This window comes from Pseudomonas sp. SDO55104_S430, from assembly GCF_054070595.1.
The window spans coordinates 52,406-72,907 of record NZ_JBSVXG010000005.1 but is presented as its reverse complement, the minus strand read 5'-3'; the positions used below and the strand labels follow the sequence as shown (position 1 = coordinate 72,907).

Genomic DNA, 20,502 nt, shown 5'->3' with positions numbered 1-20,502 from the left:
AGGAAGGTAATCGCGCCCGGTGGCGCGGCCGGGCTTCAAACCCGGTTGGGGACGGCATCCGTTCCCGGGCAGGTTCGACTCCGGCTACCTTCCGCCAATTTCCCAACCGATCCCAAACACTCCCACAGTTGTTCATCCACTGCGGCAGCCGATCAGTTTTATTGAACTTTTTCGCGAGCCTGCGACCGTCCGTCTATGCTGGGCAAACCGACTCTATCTTCGCAGTGATCTGCCAGGAGACTTCGATGTTGCCCACTCAGCTCTCAGAGAAAACCTGGTCCCGCGGGCTGCTCGATGTACTGATCCGCGCCGGACTGATCGTGGTGCTGGTGCTGTTCTGCTTTGAAATCTTCAGCCCGTTCCGCGACCTGATGTTGTGGTCGGTGATTCTGGCAATCACGCTTTATCCGTTGCAGAAGAAGCTCATGGGCCCGATGGGGCAGAAGGAAGGTCGCGCTGCCACGCTGATCATTCTGGTGTCCATTGTGATCCTGATGGTACCGATCTATCTGTTGGGTACCTCGATTGCCGACTCGGTGGACGGCGCCATGACCGTAGTGCGCAACGAAGGCATCCACATTCCGCCGCCGCCTGACTCCATCGCCGAAGTGCCAGTGGTGGGCAAAACGATCTCGGCGATCTGGCTGCAGGCGGCCACCGATCTGCCGGGCCTGACCGAGAAATACATCCCGCAAATCAAGGGCGTCAGCATGACCCTGCTGGGCAAACTCGCCGGGGTCGGCATGGGGTTCCTGACCTTTATCTTCGCGCTGATCATTGCCGGGATCTTCATGGCCCACGGTGAAGGTGGCAGCCGCGCCGCGGTGCAGATCGCCTCGCGGGTCAGCGGTCCGGAAAGAGGACCGAAAATCGCCGCCCTGTGCACCGCAACCATTCGCGCGGTGGCGCTCGGGGTGGTGGGCATCGCCTTTATCCAGATGCTGCTGGTCGGCCTGGGCTTCGTGTTCAAGGGCATTCCCGGCGCGGGGCTGCTGGCTCTGGCGGTGTTGCTGCTGGGCATCATGCAACTGCCGGTGACACTGATTACGCTGCCGGTGATCGCCTACGTCTTTGCCACAGAAGGTGCCAACACGGCGACCATCGTCTTCGCCATCTATGTGTTCGTGGCAGGGCTGGTGGACAACGTACTCAAGCCGCTGATGCTGGGACGGGGTGTCGATGTGCCGATGCCGGTGGTGTTGATCGGCGCCTTGGGCGGGATGGTCACCAGCGGCATCATCGGCCTGTTCATCGGCCCGGTGATACTCGCCCTGGGCTATCAACTGTTCTGGCAGTGGGTGCAGGACCGGCCGCCGGAGGAGAGTGCGCTCTGATCGATTTCAAGGGGCGTCACGGTCAGCGCCGTACGCCCTGAATCTCAGCCGATCGGCTCGGCGGTGCAGCTCGTCTCTTTGCCGCCGGGCTTCTGGAACAGAATCACGCCACCGTCCTGCCAGAAGCTGTAAGGCCCCAGGCTGTCCTTGCCGATGTAACGGTTGCCCATGTCACTGGGCACCTGATTCAGCGTGATCGAACTCTTCGCCCATTTCAGGTACACCACGCCCGGCTGCGTGGTGAAAAAGGTCGCGGCCAGCGGTGCGTTCAGTCCGGGGCAACGATAGGCCATCGGGCCTTCGGTGAGTCGGTCCGGATCCTTGGTGCGAACGATGGCCGACCCCTGACGCAACTGGTGCGCGCGCTCGGCATAAGCATCGATCGCGCAGGTCTTGGGATCGCGCTCGGAGGCGCAATGGTTGCGCTCTTCGAGCCAGAACTGCTGATCAATCATGACTTTGTCGGGCAGCGGAACCGAGTGTTCATCGGTGAGCGCCAGGCGATAGAGTCGATTCAGTTCGAGATCCATCTTCGCCAGTTGCGAATCGCGGCAGATGAGTTTTTCAATGGAGAGCGTGGTGCTGGCACAATCGAAGCTGGTCTTGAAACTGGCCGCATCGACACAGGTACTCGTCGCCATCAAGGCGCCGGCACCCAGCAAACTGTTGAGAAAGGCCGTGACCGATTTCATGTTGGCTTCACCCGAATCATGACGTGACGCCCGATTGACGTGGGAAGTATCGATCCGTGAAACAGACATTGATTGGCATAGGTGTACGGAGTGTAAGCCAGCGCGGCAAACTTGCCACATGGGCTGACGGCTGGGTACCGTGCTCCTACAATGATCCGCTTGGGCCGACGTTGTATTCTTCGTCGGTCACCTTTTCCATCCAGACCACGCTCACACCATCCAGGGCTTCCTGAACGCCGATATGGGTCATGGCGGTGTTCGCGGCCGCGCCATGCCAGTGTTTGTGGCCCGGTGGGCACCAGATGACGTCACCGGCGCGAATCTCCACGATGGGTTCGCCTTCACACTGGGTCCAGCCGCAGCCGGCGGTGACGATCAGCGTCTGACCGAGCGGATGGGTATGCCAGGCGCTTCGGGCACCGGGTTCAAAGGTGACACTGACCACTGACACCCGTGCCGGCTCCGGGGGATTGTTAAGCGGGTCCATGCGGACGGTGCCGGTGAAATAGGCTTCAGGGGCCTTGATCGAGGGTTGTGAACCTACGCGTTTGAGGATCATGGTCAATCAATCCTGTAGTGAGGGGGGCATTTGCCGGAGGGGACATTGCCGAAACAATGTGCGCCCCGCATTCGATATTCGCAACTCACCCGGCGCTATGCTTCGACGGATAGTAGATGTCTGATACGCCGTAACGCACTTACTGGATGTTCTGGAGAACGCATTCGATGGAAGCCAACCGATTCGGCGACATTGCCGCCTTTGTCGCGGCCGTGAAGGCGGGCAGTTTCACCGCGGCGGCGGATTCGCTTGGCCTGACGCGTTCGGCCGTGGGCAAAAGCATCGTTCGCCTGGAGAGCCGCATGGGCGCGCGGCTGCTCAATCGCACCACCCGCAAACTGAGCCTGACGGATGAGGGACAGGTCGCCTATGAGCGCTGGCGACAGATTCTCGAGGATCTGGATGAAGTCGAGGCCACCATGGCCCTGCGTCGTGGTCGGCCCACCGGCACGTTCAAGCTCACCGCGCCGCTTTCGTTCGGCCAGCGCCATATCCTGCCGCTTCTCGATGCCTACCTGAAGCAGTGGCCTGAGCTGCGCGCGGATGTGTGGTTCACCGATCGCTTCGTCGATCTGGTCGAGGAGGGGGTCGACATCGCCATTCGTATTGGCGCGCCGAAGGAAGATTCGCAATTGCTGACCCGCACCGTGGGCTGGCAGCAGTACGCAACTTGCGCCTCGCCAACATATCTGGCCCGTTCCGGCGTACCGCAAACACCGGATGAACTGGCTGGCCATGACACCATCGCCTTTGGCAGCGGCGAGCGAACCGTCGCCTGGCGTTACCAGACTCCAGCCGGCCTGCACCTGCACGAGCTGCCGGGGCGGCTGAATATCGACAGTTCCGAAGCCATGCGCGAAGCGGCGCTGACAGGCATTGGCCTGATTCACCTGCCGACCTACATCACCGGCAACGACCTGCGTGACGGAGCCCTGGTCGAGGTGCTCCGGTCTTACCGCGCGCCACCGGATCCCATCAGGGTGGTGTATCCGAACAAGCGGCATCTATCGCCTCGGGTTCGCAGCTTCATCGATCTGATGGTGAGCCACTGGGAAGCGGGCGTGCCTTGGGAAAAATGATTCGATTGGGGAATTCAAGGACCGGGTAATGGTCGCCGGATGCGGTTTATCCGGGCGCAGGATTCAATAAAGATGCAGTCATCGCCACTTGTGAGGACTGCCACCATGACCCACGCCATTCAACGCTCGACCACTTCGCCAACTCCGCATCCGATGCTCGAGCGCCATCCCGGTTTTCAACGTCTGTTCAAGCCGCAGGCGCTGACCATCGGCTTGATCCTGCCTCTGGAAACCCATCCCGGTCGCCCTGCGCCCACCATGCGCGATCACGTCGAAATGGCGCAACGCGCCGAAGCGCTCGGTGTGGGCGCGTTGTGGATGCGCGACATCCCGTTCTATGACCCGAACTACGGCGACGTCGCACAGATCTTCGAGCCCCTCGTCTATATCGGCTATCTGGCCGCGGCCACCCGCAGCATCGTGCTCGGTACCACCGGCATCGTGCTGCCGACTCGCGAGCCAATGTACCTGGCCAAGCAAGCGGCATCTCTGGATCAACTGAGCGAAGGCCGGTTGGTGTTGGGGCTGTCCTCGGGCGATCGATTCAGTGATTACCCGATGCTGGGGATCGATTTCGAATCCCGTGGCGAACGTTATCGGGATGCCTATTCGGTGTTTCGCACCTTGCTCGAGCAGCGTTTTCCGAAGTTTCGCTCCGAGCGCTTCGGCGGATCGTCCGGCGGTCTCGATCTGGTGCCGAAGGCTCTGTACGGCCGGGTTCCTTCCATCGCGGTTGGCCAGGCGCAGCAGAGCATCGAATGGCTGGCGCAGAACCTCGACGGTTACCTGGGTGGTGTGCAGAGCCCGGAGCGTCTGGCCTCGCTGGGTGAGCACTGGCATGGACTGGTGAATGAAGCCGAGGGACGCGAGGCCTTCAAACCCTTGGGGCTGGGTGGCTATCTGGATCTGAGCAGCAACCCGGATCAGCCTTTCCAGCGCATCCAGGGCGGCTTCCGCGCCGGGCGCAACGGCCTGCGCAATTACCTCGAGCAGGCGCAATCGGCCGGGGTTTCGCACATCGCGCTCAATCCCAAGGTCAGCGTCCAGCCTTACGGCGAAATTCTCGATGAGCTCGGCGAGTACGTCTTGCCGCACTTTCCATCACACGTGTGAGCCGGCCCATTGTCTGCGGGAGGAATCAGTTCATGTCATCGCTCTTTGAATCTTATGATCTGGCCGGTTTGCCATTGTCTAACCGCATCGTCATGGCCCCCATGACCCGCGCTCGTGCCCACGACACCGTGCCGTCCGCCGACATGGCGACCTATTACGCCCAACGTGCGAGCGCCGGACTGATCATCACCGAGAGTGCCCAGGTCTCCATACAGGGACGAGGCTATCTCTACACGCCGGGCATCCACACCGATGCGCAGATCGAAGGCTGGAAGCGCGTGACCGATGCGGTGCATCGGGCCGGCGGGCGCATATTCATCCAGCTCTGGCATGTGGGGCGTGTTTCTCACGTCTCCTTACTGGACGGGCAATCGCCGGTTTCGGCTGTGGCGGTGACGGCGGCGCAAACCCTGGTTCACGCCTACGACAGCGACGGTCAACCCGCGCAAGTTGCCGCCAGCCTGCCTGTGGCGTTGGATGCCAATGGCATTCGCCAGGTCATCGCCGACTTCCGGCAGGCCGCGCTCAATGCCATGGCGGCGGGATTTGACGGCGTGGAAATTCATGCGGGCAACGGATTTCTGTTCGAGCAGTTCATCAACTGCGGGCTCAATACCCGTGAAGATCGCTATGGCGGTGCCTCGATCAGCAATCGCCTGCGCCTGCTGCTGGAGACGGTCGACGAAATCAGTGCGCAGATCGGCCATGAACGTGTGGGAGTGCGTGTTTCACCCTTCGCCCGGCTGGCGGATCTGCATCCGTTCGAAGATGAACAGGCAACCTGGCTGGCACTGGCCGGCGCGCTGTCGCAACGACGAATTGCCTACCTGCATGCCAGCCACTTGGGAGACCCGGATTTTCACAAGGCCTTTCGGGCGGCGTTCGATGGCAGTTTTGTACTGTCGGGAGGTTTTACCGCGGAAACGGCGAGGCAGGCGATCGATGAAGGCCTGACGGATTTGGCGGTGTTTGGCCGGCCGTTCATTGCCAATCCTGATCTGGTGGATCGCCTGCGCTTTGGCTGGCCGCTGGCTGAAGCGGGGAGGGAGGCGTTTTACGGGGGTGGGGCGCGGGGGTATGTGGATTATCCGGTGTATTCACATGAACAGTTGGCGTTGGAGCCGATCTGACGTACGTTTTTGCGGTCGATGTAGACAAGCGAGGTGTCATCGATCACCAGGCCATACAGACTTGGGCCGATAGCCTCGGTAGCGACTCTCCGTTGCCGGTTCCGCGCTGATGGAGTTGAATGGACCGGCAAGACGCTATCTTCCAAGGAGCACCCAATGACCACTGCATTCAAAATCGGCGACGCCGTTTGCTGGAATTCCGAAGCAGGGGAGATCCGCGGGAAGGTCACCAAGGTACACGTCAAGGATGTGGAGTTCATGGGCCGGCACCGGCCCGCTTCCCCAGAGTGTCCTCAATACGAAGTGAAAAGCGACAAGACCGGGCATCTGGCCATGCATCACGAAGAAGCTCTGCGTCGCATCTGAAGTGCCAGATGGCTGTCATGCCGATTGTTCACCACAGCGAACAATCAATTCACTTTTCTGCCGTAGTCAGGCGGGCAGGCGCTGCTTAATCTGACGGTGAAATTCATATTCACCACCGCAGCGAGACCTGTCATGACCAATGCTAACGACAACAAAGAAGTTGCTCAGTACATCCACGGTGTCCACGTTACCGGCAGCGGCGCCCGCACTCAGCCGGTTTTCAATCCTGCCACCGGCGCGGTCAGCACCCATGTTCGCCTGGGCAGCATCGAAGACGTAGATGCCGCCGTGGCATCCGCGGAGGCCGCGTTTCCTGCCTGGTCGAACACTCCGCCTATCCGCCGTGCCCGGGTATTGTTCAAATTTCTGGAATTGTTGAACCAGCATAAAGATGAACTGGCGCACCTGATCACCGCCGAGCATGGCAAGGTCTTTACCGATGCCCAGGGCGAAGTGGCCCGGGGTATCGATATCGTCGAGTTCTCCTGCGGCATTCCTCAGTTGCTCAAGGGCGACTTCTCCGATCAGGTGTCCACCAACATGGACAACTGGACCCTGCGTCAGCCTCTGGGCGTGGTCGCCGGCATCACGCCGTTCAACTTCCCGGTGATGGTACCGATGTGGATGTTCCCGGTGGCGATCGCTGCGGGCAACACCTTCGTCCTCAAGCCAAGCCCGACCGATCCGAGCGCCAGTCTGTTCATGGCCGATCTGCTGAAGCAGGCCGGCTTGCCTGACGGTGTGTTCAACGTGGTTCAAGGCGATAAAGAAGCCGTTGATGCGCTGCTGGTACACCCTGACGTGAAAGCCGTTTCCTTCGTCGGCTCCACGCCGATCGCCAACTACATCTACGAAACCGGCGCCCGTCACGGCAAGCGTGTACAAGCCCTGGGCGGCGCGAAGAACCACATGGTGGTCATGCCTGACGCCGACGTCGATCAGGTCGTCGATGCTTTGATCGGCGCGGGCTACGGCTCGGCGGGCGAGCGCTGCATGGCGATTTCGGTAGCCGTATTGGTGGGCGATGTGGCTGACAAAGTCATTCCGAAATTGGTGGAACGCACCAAGGAACTCAAAGTATTGGATGGCCGCAACCTCGCCGCAGAAATGGGCCCGATCGTTACCCCGGCTGCGCACTCGCGCATCACTGGCTACATCGAAAAGGGTGTCAAGGAAGGCGCGCAACTGTTGGTGGACGGTCGCAACTTCAATAGCTCCGACGCTGGCGAAGGCTGCGAGGAAGGCTTCTGGATGGGCGGCACGCTGTTCGACAACGTCACCCCGGAAATGACCATCTATAAAGAAGAAATCTTCGGGCCGGTGCTGGCTTGCATGCGCGTCGATGATTTCGCCACTGCTGTGCAGCTGGTCAACGACCATGAATTCGGTAACGGCGTGGCCTGTTTCACCCGCGATGGCAACGTCGCCCGTGAATTCAGCCGTCGCATTCAGGTCGGTATGGTCGGCATCAACGTGCCAATTCCAGTGCCGATGGCCTGGCAGGGTTTCGGTGGCTGGAAGAAGAGCCTGTTTGGCGATATGCATGCTTATGGCGAGGAGGGTGTGCGCTTTTACACCAAGCAGAAATCCATCATGCAACGCTGGCCGGAAAGCATCGGCAAGGGCGCCGAGTTCGCGATGCCGACCGCTAAATAAGGCTGCTGCGTGAATGAGGGGAGCTCCGGATGAGAAATCAGTTGATTGATTAAGACGATCAGTCTATTAATCGGCCCATGACGAACATTCCTGCTACCCCTCGCAAACGCGGTCGACCGGCGAAAGCCGCAGGCGACCATCGAGAAACACGAGAAACCCTTTGCCGTGCGGGCGTTGCCGCCTTGACGGAAAAGGGTTTTTCCGCGACTGGCATTGACGAAATACTCAAGTCGGTCGGCGTGCCGAAAGGCTCGTTCTACCACTTCTTTGCCAGCAAGGAAGCGTTCGGTAGCGAGTTGATCACGCTGTACGCGACCTATTTCGTACGCAAGATCGACCGGTTTCTGCTCGATCAAAGCCTCACTCCACTTCAGCGCATCGCAGCCTTTTGCGAGGACGCGGAGCTCGGCATGCAGCGTTTCGATTTCCATAGAGGTTGCCTCGTCGGCAATCTGGGTCAGGAGATGGGCGCATTACCTGAATCCTTTCGCGGACAACTCTCTGGAGTGCTGCTGGATTGGCAGGCCCGGTTCGAGCGCTGCCTGGAAGAAGCCAAGGCCGCTGGGGAAATCGCCAGAGATGCCGATTGTGCGCGTCTGGCTGCGTTTTTCTGGATCGGCTGGGAGGGGGCGGTGTTGCGCGCGAAGCTTGAGCAAAACGGCGAAGCCTTGCGGGTCTTTGCGGACATGTTTTTAACGAGCCTGAGCGTCAACAGACGAGAACACTCCAACCATGGCTAAAGTGGAAGTCGAACAACTCTGGACCCACGTGCACTGGCTGGCGATCCTGGAAGAGCAGGGGACCTATACCGCGGCTGCGCTGAGGTTGGGAGTCAGCAAGTCGGCCGTGAGTCAGCGCATTGCCGAGCTGGAGAAAGCCACGGGGTTGAGCCTGGTGCAACGCACGACCCGCAGCGTGCGATTGACTGATGCGGGAAACGCGCTGGTCAGTGACGTGCGTAGTGCCTACGAACAAATCGCCCGCAGTTTTTCCGATGTCCGGGATTCCGCAGGTGTCGCCCGAGGCCTGCTGCGACTGACCGCGCCGGTCGCCTTCGCCCGCCAGCAACTGGTACCGGTACTCGCTGGCTTCTTCCAGGAATACCCCGAAGTCAGGGTCCAACTCGACGTTTCCGACCAGATTTCCTCCATTGCTTCCGAGGGTTTCGACCTCGCCATCCGGCACAGCAATCAGATCCCGGATACCCACGTCGCCTGGAAACTCAGCCCGACCCGTTCCGTGCTGGTCGCCACCCGCAGCTACCTGGAGAAATTCGGCGAGCCTCGGCATCCGGATGATCTGGCAGGGCACAGCTGCCTGTTTTACCCGCGAGGCAGCGACACGCCGGCATGGGCCTTCGAGGCAATCGAGGACGCGCAGATGGCGGGGAAGCGGCTGACCGTGCCGGTCAAAGGCATCTTCGCCACCAACAACAGCGAAGCGTTGCGTGATGCGGCGCTGACGGATTTGGGTATCGCATTATTGCCTGACTTCACCGCTCAAGCCGGGCTCAAAAGCGGAGCACTGGTCCAGGTGCTGCCGGCATGGCGGTCAGTAGGGGCGTTCCCGGAGGACATTTATCTGGTGCGTCCTTATTCGGCACATGTACCGAGAGCAGTCAGTGTTTTTGTCGAATATCTGCGTGGGCGGTTCGCGGCGGGGTTCATGTAAGGGCGGGGTCATCCGTGTAGAGCAATAACTCTACTAAATGGACGTTTAGTTGAGTTGTAGTTTTGGCGTGGGGAATTCTCTCCTGGGAGAGGCCTGTTAAAAGCTGCCTGTAGTTGCGGGTTCGCTCCTGTGTAGGAGCTGTCGAGTGCAACGAGGCTGCGATCTTTTGGTTCTCCAAGGCAAAGGGCAAGATCAAAAGATCGCAGCCTTCGGCAGCTCCTACATGAGGGTTTCAGAGAGATCCAGCTTGTTGGCGTCGCATTACCGGAATACAGATCAGCGGGCTTTATCGATTATCGAGAATGACGGTAGTTGAATTCTGCGCACTAACTCCATGCTGAACGCTGCAGATTTCACTCAGCATCATGCTCGGTGGTTGATCCTGATGAAGGCTACGCATTGAGCGGTAAGGTAATGTTGAAACTACGGTTCAAACCAGATGAACCTGCACGGCAACCAAAATCTGTAGCAACGGTAAGGGTTCCTGTCGCTGGAACAAAATCCAGGACGACAAATGTTGAAAGCGATGTGTCAGGTAAAGGAGCCATTCGATGATTGGTCGAAGAGTAAGCGGCGATCCGATGATTGAATACCACAGGAGAGCCTCGATCAGTCAGCAGGCTTCCTGGGGTTAGATCCAAGGCGTTAAAAAGCACTGCGCAACCGGCCTAATATTGATACACGATGTTACGTGTAATGTATATTATGTTAAATTATATGTCTGGATATCAACTCACCCATCCAATCCAACCCGGTACTCGCCGAAACTCCGCCACTCTGGCTCAAATCTTTCTCACAGTTGCGATTCTCAAGTTCAACCACCCCCTTCCTCAAGAACTAGCTCGCGCAAAGTATCAAGAAACAGCTTGAGCACCGGCGAATCATCGTCCGCGCGGTATGTGGCGTACAGCGGCACCTCCGGCAATGCCGGAGTCAGGCGCCGGAATACCAGGCCCGCCGGCGCCAATTGCTCGATGGACGCCGGCAGCAACGCCACGCCGAAACCGGCACGCACCAGACTGAGCAAGGTTTGCACCTCGATCACCTGCTGGCGGATCTGTGGGGTGAAGCCGGCCTGGATGCAGCACTGAAAGAGAAAGTCGGCGAACCGCGATTGTTTCAATTCCAGGGCGACAAATGGCTCCTGAGCCAGATCCGACGGTGCCAGGGCTTCGCGCCTTGCCAACGGATGATCAACCGGCATGACCACCCGGATGGGCTCGTAGATCAACAGTTCATTGCGCAATTGCGGGTCGTCATAGCCGACCCGAAATACGCAGGCGTCTATACGCTTCTCCTTGAGCGCCTTGACTTGCGCTGCCGGGGTCATCTCATGCAGGTGCCAGTTCACTTGCGGATAACGCTCGCGAAACAGGTGTAACGCCCGTGGCAGCACCCCGACCATTACCGAGCTGATCATGCCGATTTCCAATTCGCCCAACTGGCCACGGCCGGTCTGGCGCGTCAGGTCCAGCGCGCGGTCGAGTTGTTCGAACACCAGCGGCGCCTGTTCCTTGAGCATCTGCCCGGCGGCGGTCAACTTGACCCGGTGATGGCTGCGTTCGAACAACGGCGTGCCCAGTTCCTCCTCCAGCAGACGGATCTGCTGGCTCAGGGGTGGCTGGCAGATATGCAAGCGGTTGGCGGCTCGGCCGAAATGCAGCTCTTCGGCCAGGGCCATGAAGTACCTCAGCAAGCGCAAGTCCATGTCCGCTATCCCAGGTTCAGCGGTGTAGAGCGCTGACGCACCCCGGTCAGGCTGAACAGGGCATTGGCAATCGCCGGGGCCACCGACGGGCTGCCCAGTTCGCCAACGCCACCGGGTTTACCTGGTTCGCCATCGATGACCAGGATGTCCACCGCCGGCATGTCCGACATGCGCGTCACCCGGTAATCATGGAAGTTGCTCTGCACCACCCTGCCCTGTTTGATGTCCATCCGGTCGAACAGCGCATGGCCGAGTCCCCACATCAAGCCGCCGTAGATCTGCTCTTCGACTCCGCCTGGCGACACCGCCAAGCCGCAATCGACCACACAGGTGAGCTTCTCGACCTTGATCGCGCCTTCTTTTCGCGACAGGCGCGCAACCACCGCAATGAAGCTGGTGTATCCCTGGTTGGTGGCGATCCCCAGCGCCGTGCCTTCGGGCAGCGGCTGGCCCCAACCGGCGCGTTCGGCGGCGCTTTTCAAAACGGCGACATGCGGTGGCCGATCCTTCATGTTGGCCAGGCGGAAGGCCAGCGGGTCTTGCCCGGCGCCATGGGCCAATTCATCCATGAAACTTTCCACGGCGAACACGTTGGGAATGAAGCTCACCGAGCGATACCAACCGCTGGGCACCTGGCTCTCGTGCCTGACCCACGTCAGGTCGAGGTTGGCCGGGCGATAGGCGAAATCCCACGCGGTGATGGCTTCGGTGGTGCTGTAGTCCATTTTGTCGGGGCGCTCGAAATAGCCCGGCTCCCACTGTTCCGGCGAGGCCGGCGACACCGCCTCGAGCCGCAACGCGGTCAAGCGGCCCTGCGCATCCAGCGCACCTTTGGCCCGGTGCAGCGTGGCCGGGTGCATGAACAATGAGCGCATTTCGTCTTCGCGGCTGTTCATCAGTTTTACCGGCACCCTGGCTTGCTGCGCCAGGTAGGCCACTTCGAACAGCCAGTATTTGGCCTCTCGCGCACCGAAGCTGCCACCGGACACCAACTCGTTGATGGTGACGTTGTCCTTGGTGATCTTGCACACGATTTGCGCCGCTTCCAGCGCCGACGACGGCACCTGCACCCCTCCCCAATAGGTGATGGCGTTGTCCTTGACCTGCGCGGTGATGCAGATCGGTTCCAGCGGATTCTGCACCTTGTAGGGCATGCGGTAATCGGCTTCGAGCAGCTTCGCGGCGTCTGGCCATTGTGCGTTCACATCGCCCGCCGCCATCGCGGACACCCGTTGCGCGCCTTTGTCCGCCAGCGCCGCTACCTGGGCCTTGGCCAGTTCATCACTGTCGAAACCCGCCAGCGGCGAGTCGCTCCACTGCACCTTGAGCAATTCGCGGCCCTGATGCGCGGCCCAGTAGCTGTCCGCCAACACCGCCACGCCTTCGACGTTGCCGCCGAGTACATCGGGACGCCCCGGCACTGTGATCACCTTGCGCACGCCGGGTATTTGCAGCGCAGCCGCACTGTCCACCGCCACAACGTTCGCCCCCAGCACGGGAGCGCGTTGAATCACCGCCACCAGCATGTCCGGCAGCACCACGTCGATGCTGTACTGGAAGCGCCCGCAGACCTTGGCCTGGGCATCGCGCTTGTGCCGCAGTTTGCCGATGTACTTGAACTGTGCCGGGTCCTTGAGCGAGACCTTGGCCGGGGCCGAGAGATGCGCGGCGACGCCCACCAGTTCGCCGTAGCCCAGGTTGCGTTTGCTCTCCCCATGAATCACACGGCCTTCTTCGGTGATGCAGCTATCGGGGCTGACTTTCCACTGTTTGGCAGCCGCCGCGATCAGCAGCGCCCGGGCCGTGGCGCCGGCCATGCGCAGGCGGTCGTATTCCAGCGAAACACTGGTGCTGCCGCCGGTTGAGAAGACTTTCCAGATCGGATGAATGTAGGTTTCGAGGAACGGATCTTCCGGCGAGATCACCTGCACGGTCATCGGGTTGACGTCCAGTTCCTCGGCCACACAGGCGGCCAACGCGGTATGCGTTCCAGTGCCGGAGTCGTGCTTGTGCACCACCAGCTTCACCGTGCCGTCCGGCAGGATCCGTACCCAGGCGTTGGGCTCGAATTCGCTTGCCGGCACCGAGGTTTTCGGGTCAGTCGCGGCCAGACTCGAAGGCAGGTAAAAGGCAATGGCCAGACCGCAGGTAACGGTCGCGGTTTGCTTGAGAAACACGCGCCGCGAAACATCCATCGGGGAGATCGTCATCACGCCTCCTTCGGCGCGTTGGCCGCGCGCTTGATCGCTTTATTGATCCGACCGTATGTACCGCAGCGGCACAAGTTGCCGGACATGGCATTGCGGATCGAATCGTCGGTCACCGCGGCACCTGTGTTGAGCAGCGCGGCGGCTGACATGATCTGACCCGATTGACAGTAACCGCATTGCGGCACATCTTCGGCAACCCAGGCCAGTTGCAGCGGATGCTGTTCAGTGGGTGACAATCCTTCGATGGTGGTGATGTGGTGCCCCGCTACGGCGGCGACCGGCAACTGGCAGGAGCGCACCGCGACGCCGTCCAGGTGTACGGTGCAGGCACCGCACAGGCCCATGCCGCAGCCGAACTTGGTGCCGGTGAGTTTCAAGTGATCACGCAACACCCATAACAAGGGCGTGGAGGGAGATGTCTCTGCCAGCTCGCGTCGTTCGCCGTTTACCGTGAATTCGATCATTGTCAGGCTCCAAAAGAGCGGCCCGTCTTTGTGCAGGCCTGGTGATCGATTATTGAAAACCTTGGGAAAATCGGGCCAGCGACGATTTCTGCCATCCTGTGTAAGTAGGACTAACAGCATGTACAAGCGATACCCGTCGGTGCAGTCCATGAGTGCGTTTATCCAGGCGGCGCGCAGCGGCAGTTTCTCCAGCGCGGCGCGTAAACTCGATCTGACCCACAGCGCCATCAGCCAGCAGATCCGCGCCCTTGAAGACTTCATCGGCCAGCCGCTATTCGTGCGCGAAGGCGGCGGCAGCAATCTGACCGATGCCGGGCAACTTTTCGCCAGCGTGCTGTCTGACGGATTGGCGCAGATCGACCGGGCGCTGTCTTCGGTGAAAAATCGCAGCGTGGCCCAGCGCCTGACTCTCGACATCGACAGCGAACTGGCCCAGAGCTGGCTCAATCCGCGCCTGCCGCAACTGCTGGACTTGTTGCCCGACCATGAGGTGGTGCTGCTGTCGATGCCACGCTCCGATCGCAGTGCTTTCGAGCGGGTGGACCTGGCCTTGCGCTACGGTTATGGCGACTGGGACGACTGCGAGATGACGCAGATTTGCGGGGATCGGGTGATGGCGGTGGCTTCACCTGTGCTGCTGGAGCGTCATGGTGTGGAGCTGCCATTGAGTCCGGTGCAGATCCTTGAATTGCCGTTGTTGGGCTATACGCGACGGTCATGGATTCCGTGGCTGGATGCGGCCGGCCTGCCTCCCGTCGAGCCACCTGCACGGGTGGTGTTCGATAATGCGGCGAACCTGATTGCCGCTGCCGAGGCCGGCGTCGGTGCGGGACTGGTGCGTGGCTTGTTGGCAGCCGACGCGTTGCGCAGTGGACGGCTGGTGGCGTTGAACGAGGCGCAGATTGCGGCGCATTACAACCTGTATGCGGTGTGGCCACCGGGTCAGGCCGAGCGGGTGGCACCGATGGTTGAAGCAGTCAAGCAGTTGGCATTGCTGACACAGCTCTGACGCCTTCGCTGGCAAGCCATTTCCTACAGAGGACTCGCGCCAATACGACACAACTGTAGGAGCTGGCTTGCCAGCAAAGGCGCCGGCAAAAACAACCACTGAAACGATATCCATATCGAACGCATATCAACCCCTCGCCCAATTAATATTGTACGAACCCGACACCCCCTTCCAATACTTCCCCCCAAGCAGCCAGCGTCCCGAGCCGGATGCGACCAGGCGAGGGAATGCGTGATTCTTCGCGCATAGAAATGGCCGATTGCCCGGGACGTGGCTGCTGCGAACCGCAAGGTTCCCTTCCCCGCTATCAGGAGATCGACTTCAATGATCATCGATATCAGCTGCTATCCCACCGATCTGGTGGACCTCGCCTGGAGGCATGACGGTGACCCGTTCACCGGCGAGCGTCTCCTGGAGATGATGGATGGCCCGTACATGGTCAACGGCAAGCCTCGCCGCATCGACAAAGCCTTCATCCAGCCACCGCAGGGCAACACCATCTACACCTGGACCGACGGCGAACTCAGTGGCCGTGAGTCCATCGACGCCTACATGGCCTACACCCTGAAAATGGTGCAGACCTACCCGGACCGTTTCATCGGCTGTTTCGTCTACAACCCGCGCTGCGGTGTGGAAAACGGCGTCGAAGCAATCGAACGCTACGTCAAGGAACACGGTTTCAAGATGGTCCAGATGCAGGCCAACATGCACGCCTACCGTCCTGACCGAGCCATGGACTGGGTGCGCCCGGCCTTCGAGAAATGCGCCGAACTGGGCATTCCGGTCAAGCTGCACACCGGCGACGGCCCTTACAGCATCCCGTCGGAATGGGTGCCGATGATCAAGGAGTTCCCCAACGTCGACTTCATCATGGCGCACTTCGGCGTGCAGACCGGCGGCGTCTATGTGTTCGAACCGATGCAATGGGCGATGGAGCTGCCCAACGTCTACTGCGAATCGGGCTGGTGCCTGCAGTCGCGGATCGTCGAGTTCGCCAAGGTCCTGCCGACCCACAAGATCCTGTTCGGTACCGATACGCCACCGAACGAACCGGGTATGTGGCTGCGCCTGCTGGAAGTGTTGTGCCACGAGCCGCCGCAGGGGTTGAACCTCGACGAGGACACCCTCGAAGCGTATCTGGGCAACAACACTGCCCAGATGATCGGCCTCGAACCGACCCCGCCACCTCGTTCCGTTTCCGAAGCAGAGGCGCAACTCAAGCGCCCCGTCACCACGCAACTGGCCAGGAGCTGAACCGATGATTATCGATACCCATCTGCACCCCACCAACCTGGTCGACGAGGCCTGGCGCCACACCGGCGAACCTTTCACCGGCGAGCGCATGCTCAAGCTGATGGACGGTCCGTACATGATCAACGGTAAACCGCGCCGCATCGACATGGGTTTCATCCAGCCGCCACCGGGCAACACCGGTTATCGCGACGGTAACCGCCGGGGTCGTGAGGGCGTGCGTGACTACATGTCCTACGTCGCCGAGCTGTGCGTGAAATACCCGGACCGCTTCATCGGCAACTTCAACTTCAACCCGCGCTGGGGACCGGAAAACGGCGCGGCGGAGCTGGAATTCCACATCAAGGAATACGGCTTCAAGATGCTCAAGCTGCACGCCAACATGCACGGCTACCGCCCGGACCGGGCGCTGGACTGGCTGCGCCCGGCGATGAAGGTGTGCGCCAAGTACAACATCGTGGTGCTGATTCACACCGGGGACGGGCCGTACACCATCCCGACGATGTTCTACCCGATCATCCGCGAGTTCCCGATGGTCAATTTCATCATCGGCCACTTCGGTATCCAGACTGGTGGCAACTACTCGTTCGAAGCATTCTGGATGGCCATGGATACACCGAACGTGTACTGCGAATCCGGCTGGTGCTTCCAGTCGCGGATCGTCGAGTTCGCCAAGGACCTGCCGCGCAACAAGATCGTCTTCGGCACTGACTCGCCGCCGAACGAACCGGGAATGTGGCTGCGGGAACTGGAGGTACTTTGCTCGCCAGCGCCGCAAGGGCTGGGGATCGATGAAGATCACCTTGAGGACTATCTGGGCAACAACATTGCCCGGTTGTGCGGCATCGAACCGACACCGCCACCCAAGGACCTGGTCGAGGCAGACATTCGTCTGACCACGACCTACCTCTAAGCGTTTAAAACCAGAGCACAGCGACTTTACAGGCGTACAGATGACCCGGCGTTCGATCGACCGGCAGGCCAACGGCTTGTCGATCGAACGTCGCCCTCAGCCCTGCACGCCTGCTTTTTACGAGGTGAAACCATGACCCTCTCTACGCTCGGCGATACCCAGGACTTCCACGATTTCATCGACGCCTATCGCCGGCAATACCCGGACGATGTGCTGACCGTTCACCAATCGATTTCGGCCGATCAGGACGTCACCGCCTTGGTCGATGCCCTGGCCACCCAGGGTCGCGACCCGTTGCTGATCTGCGAGAAGGTTGGCAGCCTCGGTGTGCAGGTCGCTACCAATCTGTTCGCGTCCCGGACCCGTATCGCACGCATCTTCGGCGTCAGCCCGGAACAGTTGCACGAAACCTTCCAGGCCCGTGCCAACCACCCGATTGCACCGCGCTACGTCGAAACCGGCCCGATACTCGACGAGATTTTTGAAGGCGAGGCCATGGACCTCGCGCTGCTACCTATGCTCAAGCACTTCGACAGCGATCGCGGGCCGTACATCACCAACGCAATCATCATTGCCGAGGACCCGGTCACCGGCATCGCCAACATGAGCTATCACCGTTCGATGCGCCATTCCCGGCAGACCCTCGCCACCAGCCTGCATTCACGCGGTCACTTGTGGCGCATGCTGCAGACCGCTCGCGAGCGCGGCGAAGAATTGCGCGTGGCGATGGTGGTCGGCGCGCATCCGCTGTTCATGCTCGCGGCAGCAGCACGCCTGCCATTTGGCAGTGATGAACGCACGGTGGCTGGCGGTCTGTTTGGCGCTCCGCTGGAACTGGTCAAGACTCCGCGCTATGGCATCGGTGTACCGGCCCATGCGGAGTTTGTCCTGGAAGGTACCATCGATCCGGCGGCCTACGCCGAAGAAGGCCCGTTCGGTGAATTCAGCGGCTATTCCTCGGACCGCTCGACCAATAACGTGTTGCGGGTCGACACCCTGATGCGGCGCAAGGACGCCTGGCTGGTGGACGTGGTCGGCGGACGTTATGCCGAACACCTGACCCTGGCGCGACTGCCCCGGGAAGCGGAGATGAGCGAGAAACTCAAGGCGCGTTTCCCCGCCGTCACCGCCGTGCACTACCCGAACTCCGGCACCCATTTTCATTGCTATGTTGCCCTGGATCAGAGTCGCAACGGCGAGGCGCGGCAGATCATGCTCGCCCTGCTCGGCTGGGACCCGTACCTGAAAACCGTGATCGCGGTGGACAGCGACATCGACATCAGTGACGACAGCCAGGTGCTGTGGGCGCTGGCCACGCACTTCCAGCCGCACCAGGACATCTTCGTCATCGATGGCCTGCCCGGCAGCCCGCTGGACCCATCGTCCTCTGTCAACGGCACCACCTCGCGCATGGGGCTGGACGCCACTCGCGGTTCGGGTTTCGACGGGATCAAGGCGCAGCTGGATCAGGATGTGGCCGAGCGTGCGCGTCAACTGCTCGCAGGCCTGCAATCATGAACCGCCCGCGCATGGTGGTCGGCATCAGCGGTGCATCGGGTTTCATCTACGGCGTGCGCCTGCTGCAATTGCTCGCGGAGCTCGACATCGAAAGCCACCTGATCATCAGCCGCGCCGCGCTGCTGACCATGGCCCACGAGACCGACTACAAACTGGCCGACGTCACCGCACTGGCCAGCCATTACCACCGCGCTGACGATGTGGCCGCCGGGATCGCCAGCGGTTCGTTCCGCTGCCTGGGTATGGTGGTTGCACCGTGTTCCATGCGCACCCTGGCGGAGATCGCCACCGGCACCTCGTCAGGCCTGATCGGTCGTGCCGCCGACGTCACCCTCAAGGAGCGCCGCACGCTGGTACTGATGGCCCGGGAAACCCCGCTGACCCTCGCCCACTTGCGCAACATGACGGCCGTCACCGAGATGGGCGGCATCATCGCCCCACCGGTTCCGGCCTTTTACGCCCGCCCGCGAGACCTTGCGCAAATGGTCGATCACAGCCTCGGCCGTGTTCTCGATCTGTTCGGCCTCGACGCCGGAACTGCGCTGCGCTGGAGAGAACCGTCATACCCGCCAACCACGCACAAAGCCTGCAGGAGCGAGCTTGATCGCGATAGCCATGGGTCAGTCAGCATCAATGCCGACTGATACGCCCTCATCGCGAGCAAGCCCGCGCCCACAATTGACAGCACTGCGACCCATTCGTCAGTAAGGAGCTCTACATGAACAGTCCATTCAACGCCCCGACCCCGAATACCAAAATCCCGGTGACCATCCTCACCGGCTTCCTCGGCGCCGGCAAAACCACCCTGCTCAACTACATCCTCAAGGAAAACCACGGGCGCAAGATCGCCGTGATCGAAAACGAGTTCGGCGAAGTCGGCATCGACGGCGACCTGGTACTCAGTTCTGAAACCGAAGAAATCTACGAAATGGTCAACGGCTGCGTGTGCTGCACCGCCGAGGTCCGCGAAGACCTGGTGCGTATCGTCCGCGAGCTGGTGGCGCGGCCCGTGCGGCTCGACCACATCCTGATCGAAACCAGCGGCCTGGCCGACCCGTATCCGGTGGCCCAGAGCTTCTTCATCAACGACCCGATTGCCGATGAAGTGGAACTGGACGCCATCGTCACCATGGTCGATGCCAAGCACATCGCTCAGCACCTGGAAGACCTGCAACTCGATGGCGTGGACAACCAGGCGGTAGATCAGATCGTCTGCGCCGACCGCATCGTCATCAACAAGGTCGATCTGGTCAGCGCCGCCGAAGTGGCGTCCCTGAGCGACAAGATCCGGAGTCTGAATGCCACGGCGGATCTGGTGACCTCCAGCTACGCCGAGATCAATCTGTCGAAGATTCTTGGCATCGGGGCCTTCGAGTCCACGCAAAAACTCATGGAGATCGGTGCCGGGCACGATGACCACGCCGATGAACATCACCACGCCCATGACGAACCTGGCCATGAGCACGACCCGAGTGTGTCCTCGGTGGGTATTACCGTGGAGGGTGCGGTGAACCTGGGGGACTTCCATCGCTGGATCACGAAGTTACGCAGCGAGCAGGCCGACAACCTGTACCGCATGAAGGGCGTGCTGGCGGTGGCCGATCAGGACCAGCGCTACGTGCTGCAAGGGGTGCACAGCCTCGTCGAGTTCCGGGCGTCCACTTCATGGGGCACCGAACCGCGCTCCAGCAAGATTGTGTTCATCGGCCGCGACCTGGACCGCGCGGCCCTGAACCAGGGCTTTGCCGCCTGCCTGGCAGGCTAAAAAAGGCATCGGAGCCGGTGGATGGCGGTTCCGGGCACACGAATGACTGATACCAGACAGTCAG

Annotated in this window: 19 protein-coding genes, 1 tRNA gene and 1 pseudogene; 16 read left to right on the top strand and 5 right to left on the bottom strand. The window is 60.8% G+C overall.

All coding sequences use genetic code 11. The features are described from left to right. Nucleotide 1: 1 nt before the first annotated feature. Nucleotides 2–97, top strand: a tRNA-Sec gene (locus ACW9JE_RS01855). Nucleotides 98–245: 148 nt separating this feature from the next. After that, a complete protein-coding gene (locus ACW9JE_RS01850) occupies nucleotides 246–1,334 on the top strand; it encodes an AI-2E family transporter (protein WP_224535516.1) in 1,089 nt (362 codons plus the stop codon). A 44-nt stretch (nucleotides 1,335–1,378) separates the two neighbouring features. On the opposite strand, the gene ACW9JE_RS01845 is transcribed toward ACW9JE_RS01850, so the two are convergent. After that, nucleotides 1,379–2,026 carry an MliC family protein gene (locus tag ACW9JE_RS01845; RefSeq protein WP_457431677.1) on the bottom strand — a complete coding sequence of 216 codons (648 nt, stop codon included), beginning with the start codon at nucleotides 2,024–2,026 and terminating at the stop codon, nucleotides 1,379–1,381. Nucleotides 2,027–2,171: 145 nt separating this feature from the next. Next, nucleotides 2,172–2,585: a (R)-mandelonitrile lyase gene (locus tag ACW9JE_RS01840; RefSeq protein ID WP_457431676.1), complete on the bottom strand. Its 414-nt coding sequence runs from the start codon at nucleotides 2,583–2,585 to the stop codon at nucleotides 2,172–2,174. Between the two features lie 167 nt (nucleotides 2,586–2,752). Here ACW9JE_RS01840 and ACW9JE_RS01835 point away from each other — a divergent pair, with 167 nt between their 5' ends. The 8 genes and pseudogenes from ACW9JE_RS01835 to ACW9JE_RS01800 all read left to right on the top strand — a co-directional run bounded on the left by ACW9JE_RS01835 (nucleotide 2,753) and on the right by ACW9JE_RS01800 (nucleotide 9,600). Next, a complete protein-coding gene (locus ACW9JE_RS01835; RefSeq protein WP_457431675.1) occupies nucleotides 2,753–3,664 on the top strand; it encodes a LysR substrate-binding domain-containing protein in 912 nt (303 codons plus the stop codon). A gap of 105 nt (nucleotides 3,665–3,769) precedes the next feature. Beyond that, a complete protein-coding gene (locus tag ACW9JE_RS01830) occupies nucleotides 3,770–4,777 on the top strand; it encodes an LLM class oxidoreductase (RefSeq protein ID WP_457431674.1) in 1,008 nt (335 codons plus the stop codon). A 32-nt stretch (nucleotides 4,778–4,809) separates the two neighbouring features. Continuing rightward, entirely contained in the window at nucleotides 4,810–5,907 is a 1,098-nt protein-coding gene (locus ACW9JE_RS01825; RefSeq protein ID WP_457431673.1) for an alkene reductase, read from the top strand. Nucleotides 5,908–5,921: 14 nt separating this feature from the next. Beyond that, nucleotides 5,922–6,017 (top strand): annotated as a pseudogene (locus ACW9JE_RS01820) (CopG family transcriptional regulator); the annotation flags it as partial. Nucleotides 6,018–6,063: 46 nt separating this feature from the next. Further along, nucleotides 6,064–6,273, top strand: coding sequence for a hypervirulence associated TUDOR domain-containing protein (locus tag ACW9JE_RS01815; protein WP_224535504.1), 210 nt, complete (start codon nucleotides 6,064–6,066; stop codon nucleotides 6,271–6,273). A 132-nt stretch (nucleotides 6,274–6,405) separates the two neighbouring features. Then, the gene (locus ACW9JE_RS01810) at nucleotides 6,406–7,929 is read left to right on the top strand and encodes a CoA-acylating methylmalonate-semialdehyde dehydrogenase (protein ID WP_224535502.1); all 1,524 of its coding nucleotides are present in this window, start codon (nucleotides 6,406–6,408) and stop codon (nucleotides 7,927–7,929) included. A gap of 77 nt (nucleotides 7,930–8,006) precedes the next feature. After that, nucleotides 8,007–8,669 carry an acrylate utilization transcriptional regulator AcuR gene (acuR, locus tag ACW9JE_RS01805; RefSeq protein WP_224535500.1) on the top strand — a complete coding sequence of 221 codons (663 nt, stop codon included), beginning with the start codon at nucleotides 8,007–8,009 and terminating at the stop codon, nucleotides 8,667–8,669. Continuing rightward, nucleotides 8,662–9,600, top strand: coding sequence for a LysR family transcriptional regulator (locus tag ACW9JE_RS01800; protein ID WP_224535498.1), 939 nt, complete (start codon nucleotides 8,662–8,664; stop codon nucleotides 9,598–9,600). The genes acuR and ACW9JE_RS01800 overlap by 8 nt, the downstream gene beginning before the upstream one ends. An 814-nt stretch (nucleotides 9,601–10,414) precedes the next feature. Here the strand turns inward: ACW9JE_RS01800 and ACW9JE_RS01795 are convergent. From ACW9JE_RS01795 to ACW9JE_RS01785, 3 genes are read right to left on the bottom strand one after another with little or no spacing between them, the layout of a single operon-like run. Further along, a complete protein-coding gene (locus ACW9JE_RS01795; RefSeq protein WP_457431672.1) occupies nucleotides 10,415–11,308 on the bottom strand; it encodes a LysR substrate-binding domain-containing protein in 894 nt (297 codons plus the stop codon). A 5-nt stretch (nucleotides 11,309–11,313) separates the two neighbouring features. Continuing rightward, the gene (locus ACW9JE_RS01790) at nucleotides 11,314–13,518 is read right to left on the bottom strand and encodes a xanthine dehydrogenase family protein molybdopterin-binding subunit (protein ID WP_224535493.1); all 2,205 of its coding nucleotides are present in this window, start codon (nucleotides 13,516–13,518) and stop codon (nucleotides 11,314–11,316) included. After that, complete coding sequence (locus ACW9JE_RS01785; protein WP_224535491.1) at nucleotides 13,518–13,982, bottom strand: (2Fe-2S)-binding protein; 465 nt, start codon at nucleotides 13,980–13,982, stop codon at nucleotides 13,518–13,520. Before ACW9JE_RS01785 ends, ACW9JE_RS01790 begins: the two co-directional genes overlap by 1 nt. Before the next feature lie 118 nt (nucleotides 13,983–14,100). On the opposite strand from ACW9JE_RS01785, the gene ACW9JE_RS01780 reads away from it, so the two are divergent. The 6 genes from ACW9JE_RS01780 (at nucleotide 14,101) to ACW9JE_RS01755 (ending at nucleotide 20,438) form a co-directional block, all read left to right on the top strand. Continuing rightward, on the top strand, nucleotides 14,101–14,991 hold the full coding sequence (locus ACW9JE_RS01780; RefSeq protein WP_224535489.1) for a LysR substrate-binding domain-containing protein: 891 nt from the start codon (nucleotides 14,101–14,103) through the stop codon (nucleotides 14,989–14,991). Nucleotides 14,992–15,315: 324 nt separating this feature from the next. Further along, the gene (locus ACW9JE_RS01775; protein ID WP_457431671.1) at nucleotides 15,316–16,245 is read left to right on the top strand and encodes an amidohydrolase family protein; all 930 of its coding nucleotides are present in this window, start codon (nucleotides 15,316–15,318) and stop codon (nucleotides 16,243–16,245) included. Between the two features lie 4 nt (nucleotides 16,246–16,249). After that, nucleotides 16,250–17,155: an amidohydrolase family protein gene (locus tag ACW9JE_RS01770; protein ID WP_179054175.1), complete on the top strand. Its 906-nt coding sequence runs from the start codon at nucleotides 16,250–16,252 to the stop codon at nucleotides 17,153–17,155. 132 nt (nucleotides 17,156–17,287) lie between these two features. Beyond that, the gene (locus ACW9JE_RS01765) at nucleotides 17,288–18,673 is read left to right on the top strand and encodes a UbiD family decarboxylase (RefSeq protein ID WP_457431670.1); all 1,386 of its coding nucleotides are present in this window, start codon (nucleotides 17,288–17,290) and stop codon (nucleotides 18,671–18,673) included. After that, a complete protein-coding gene (locus tag ACW9JE_RS01760; RefSeq protein WP_224535482.1) occupies nucleotides 18,670–19,317 on the top strand; it encodes a UbiX family flavin prenyltransferase in 648 nt (215 codons plus the stop codon). The genes ACW9JE_RS01765 and ACW9JE_RS01760 overlap by 4 nt, the downstream gene beginning before the upstream one ends. 74 nt (nucleotides 19,318–19,391) lie before the next feature. Beyond that, on the top strand, nucleotides 19,392–20,438 hold the full coding sequence (locus tag ACW9JE_RS01755) for a CobW family GTP-binding protein (protein ID WP_457431669.1): 1,047 nt from the start codon (nucleotides 19,392–19,394) through the stop codon (nucleotides 20,436–20,438). Nucleotides 20,439–20,502: the final 64 nt, after the last annotated feature.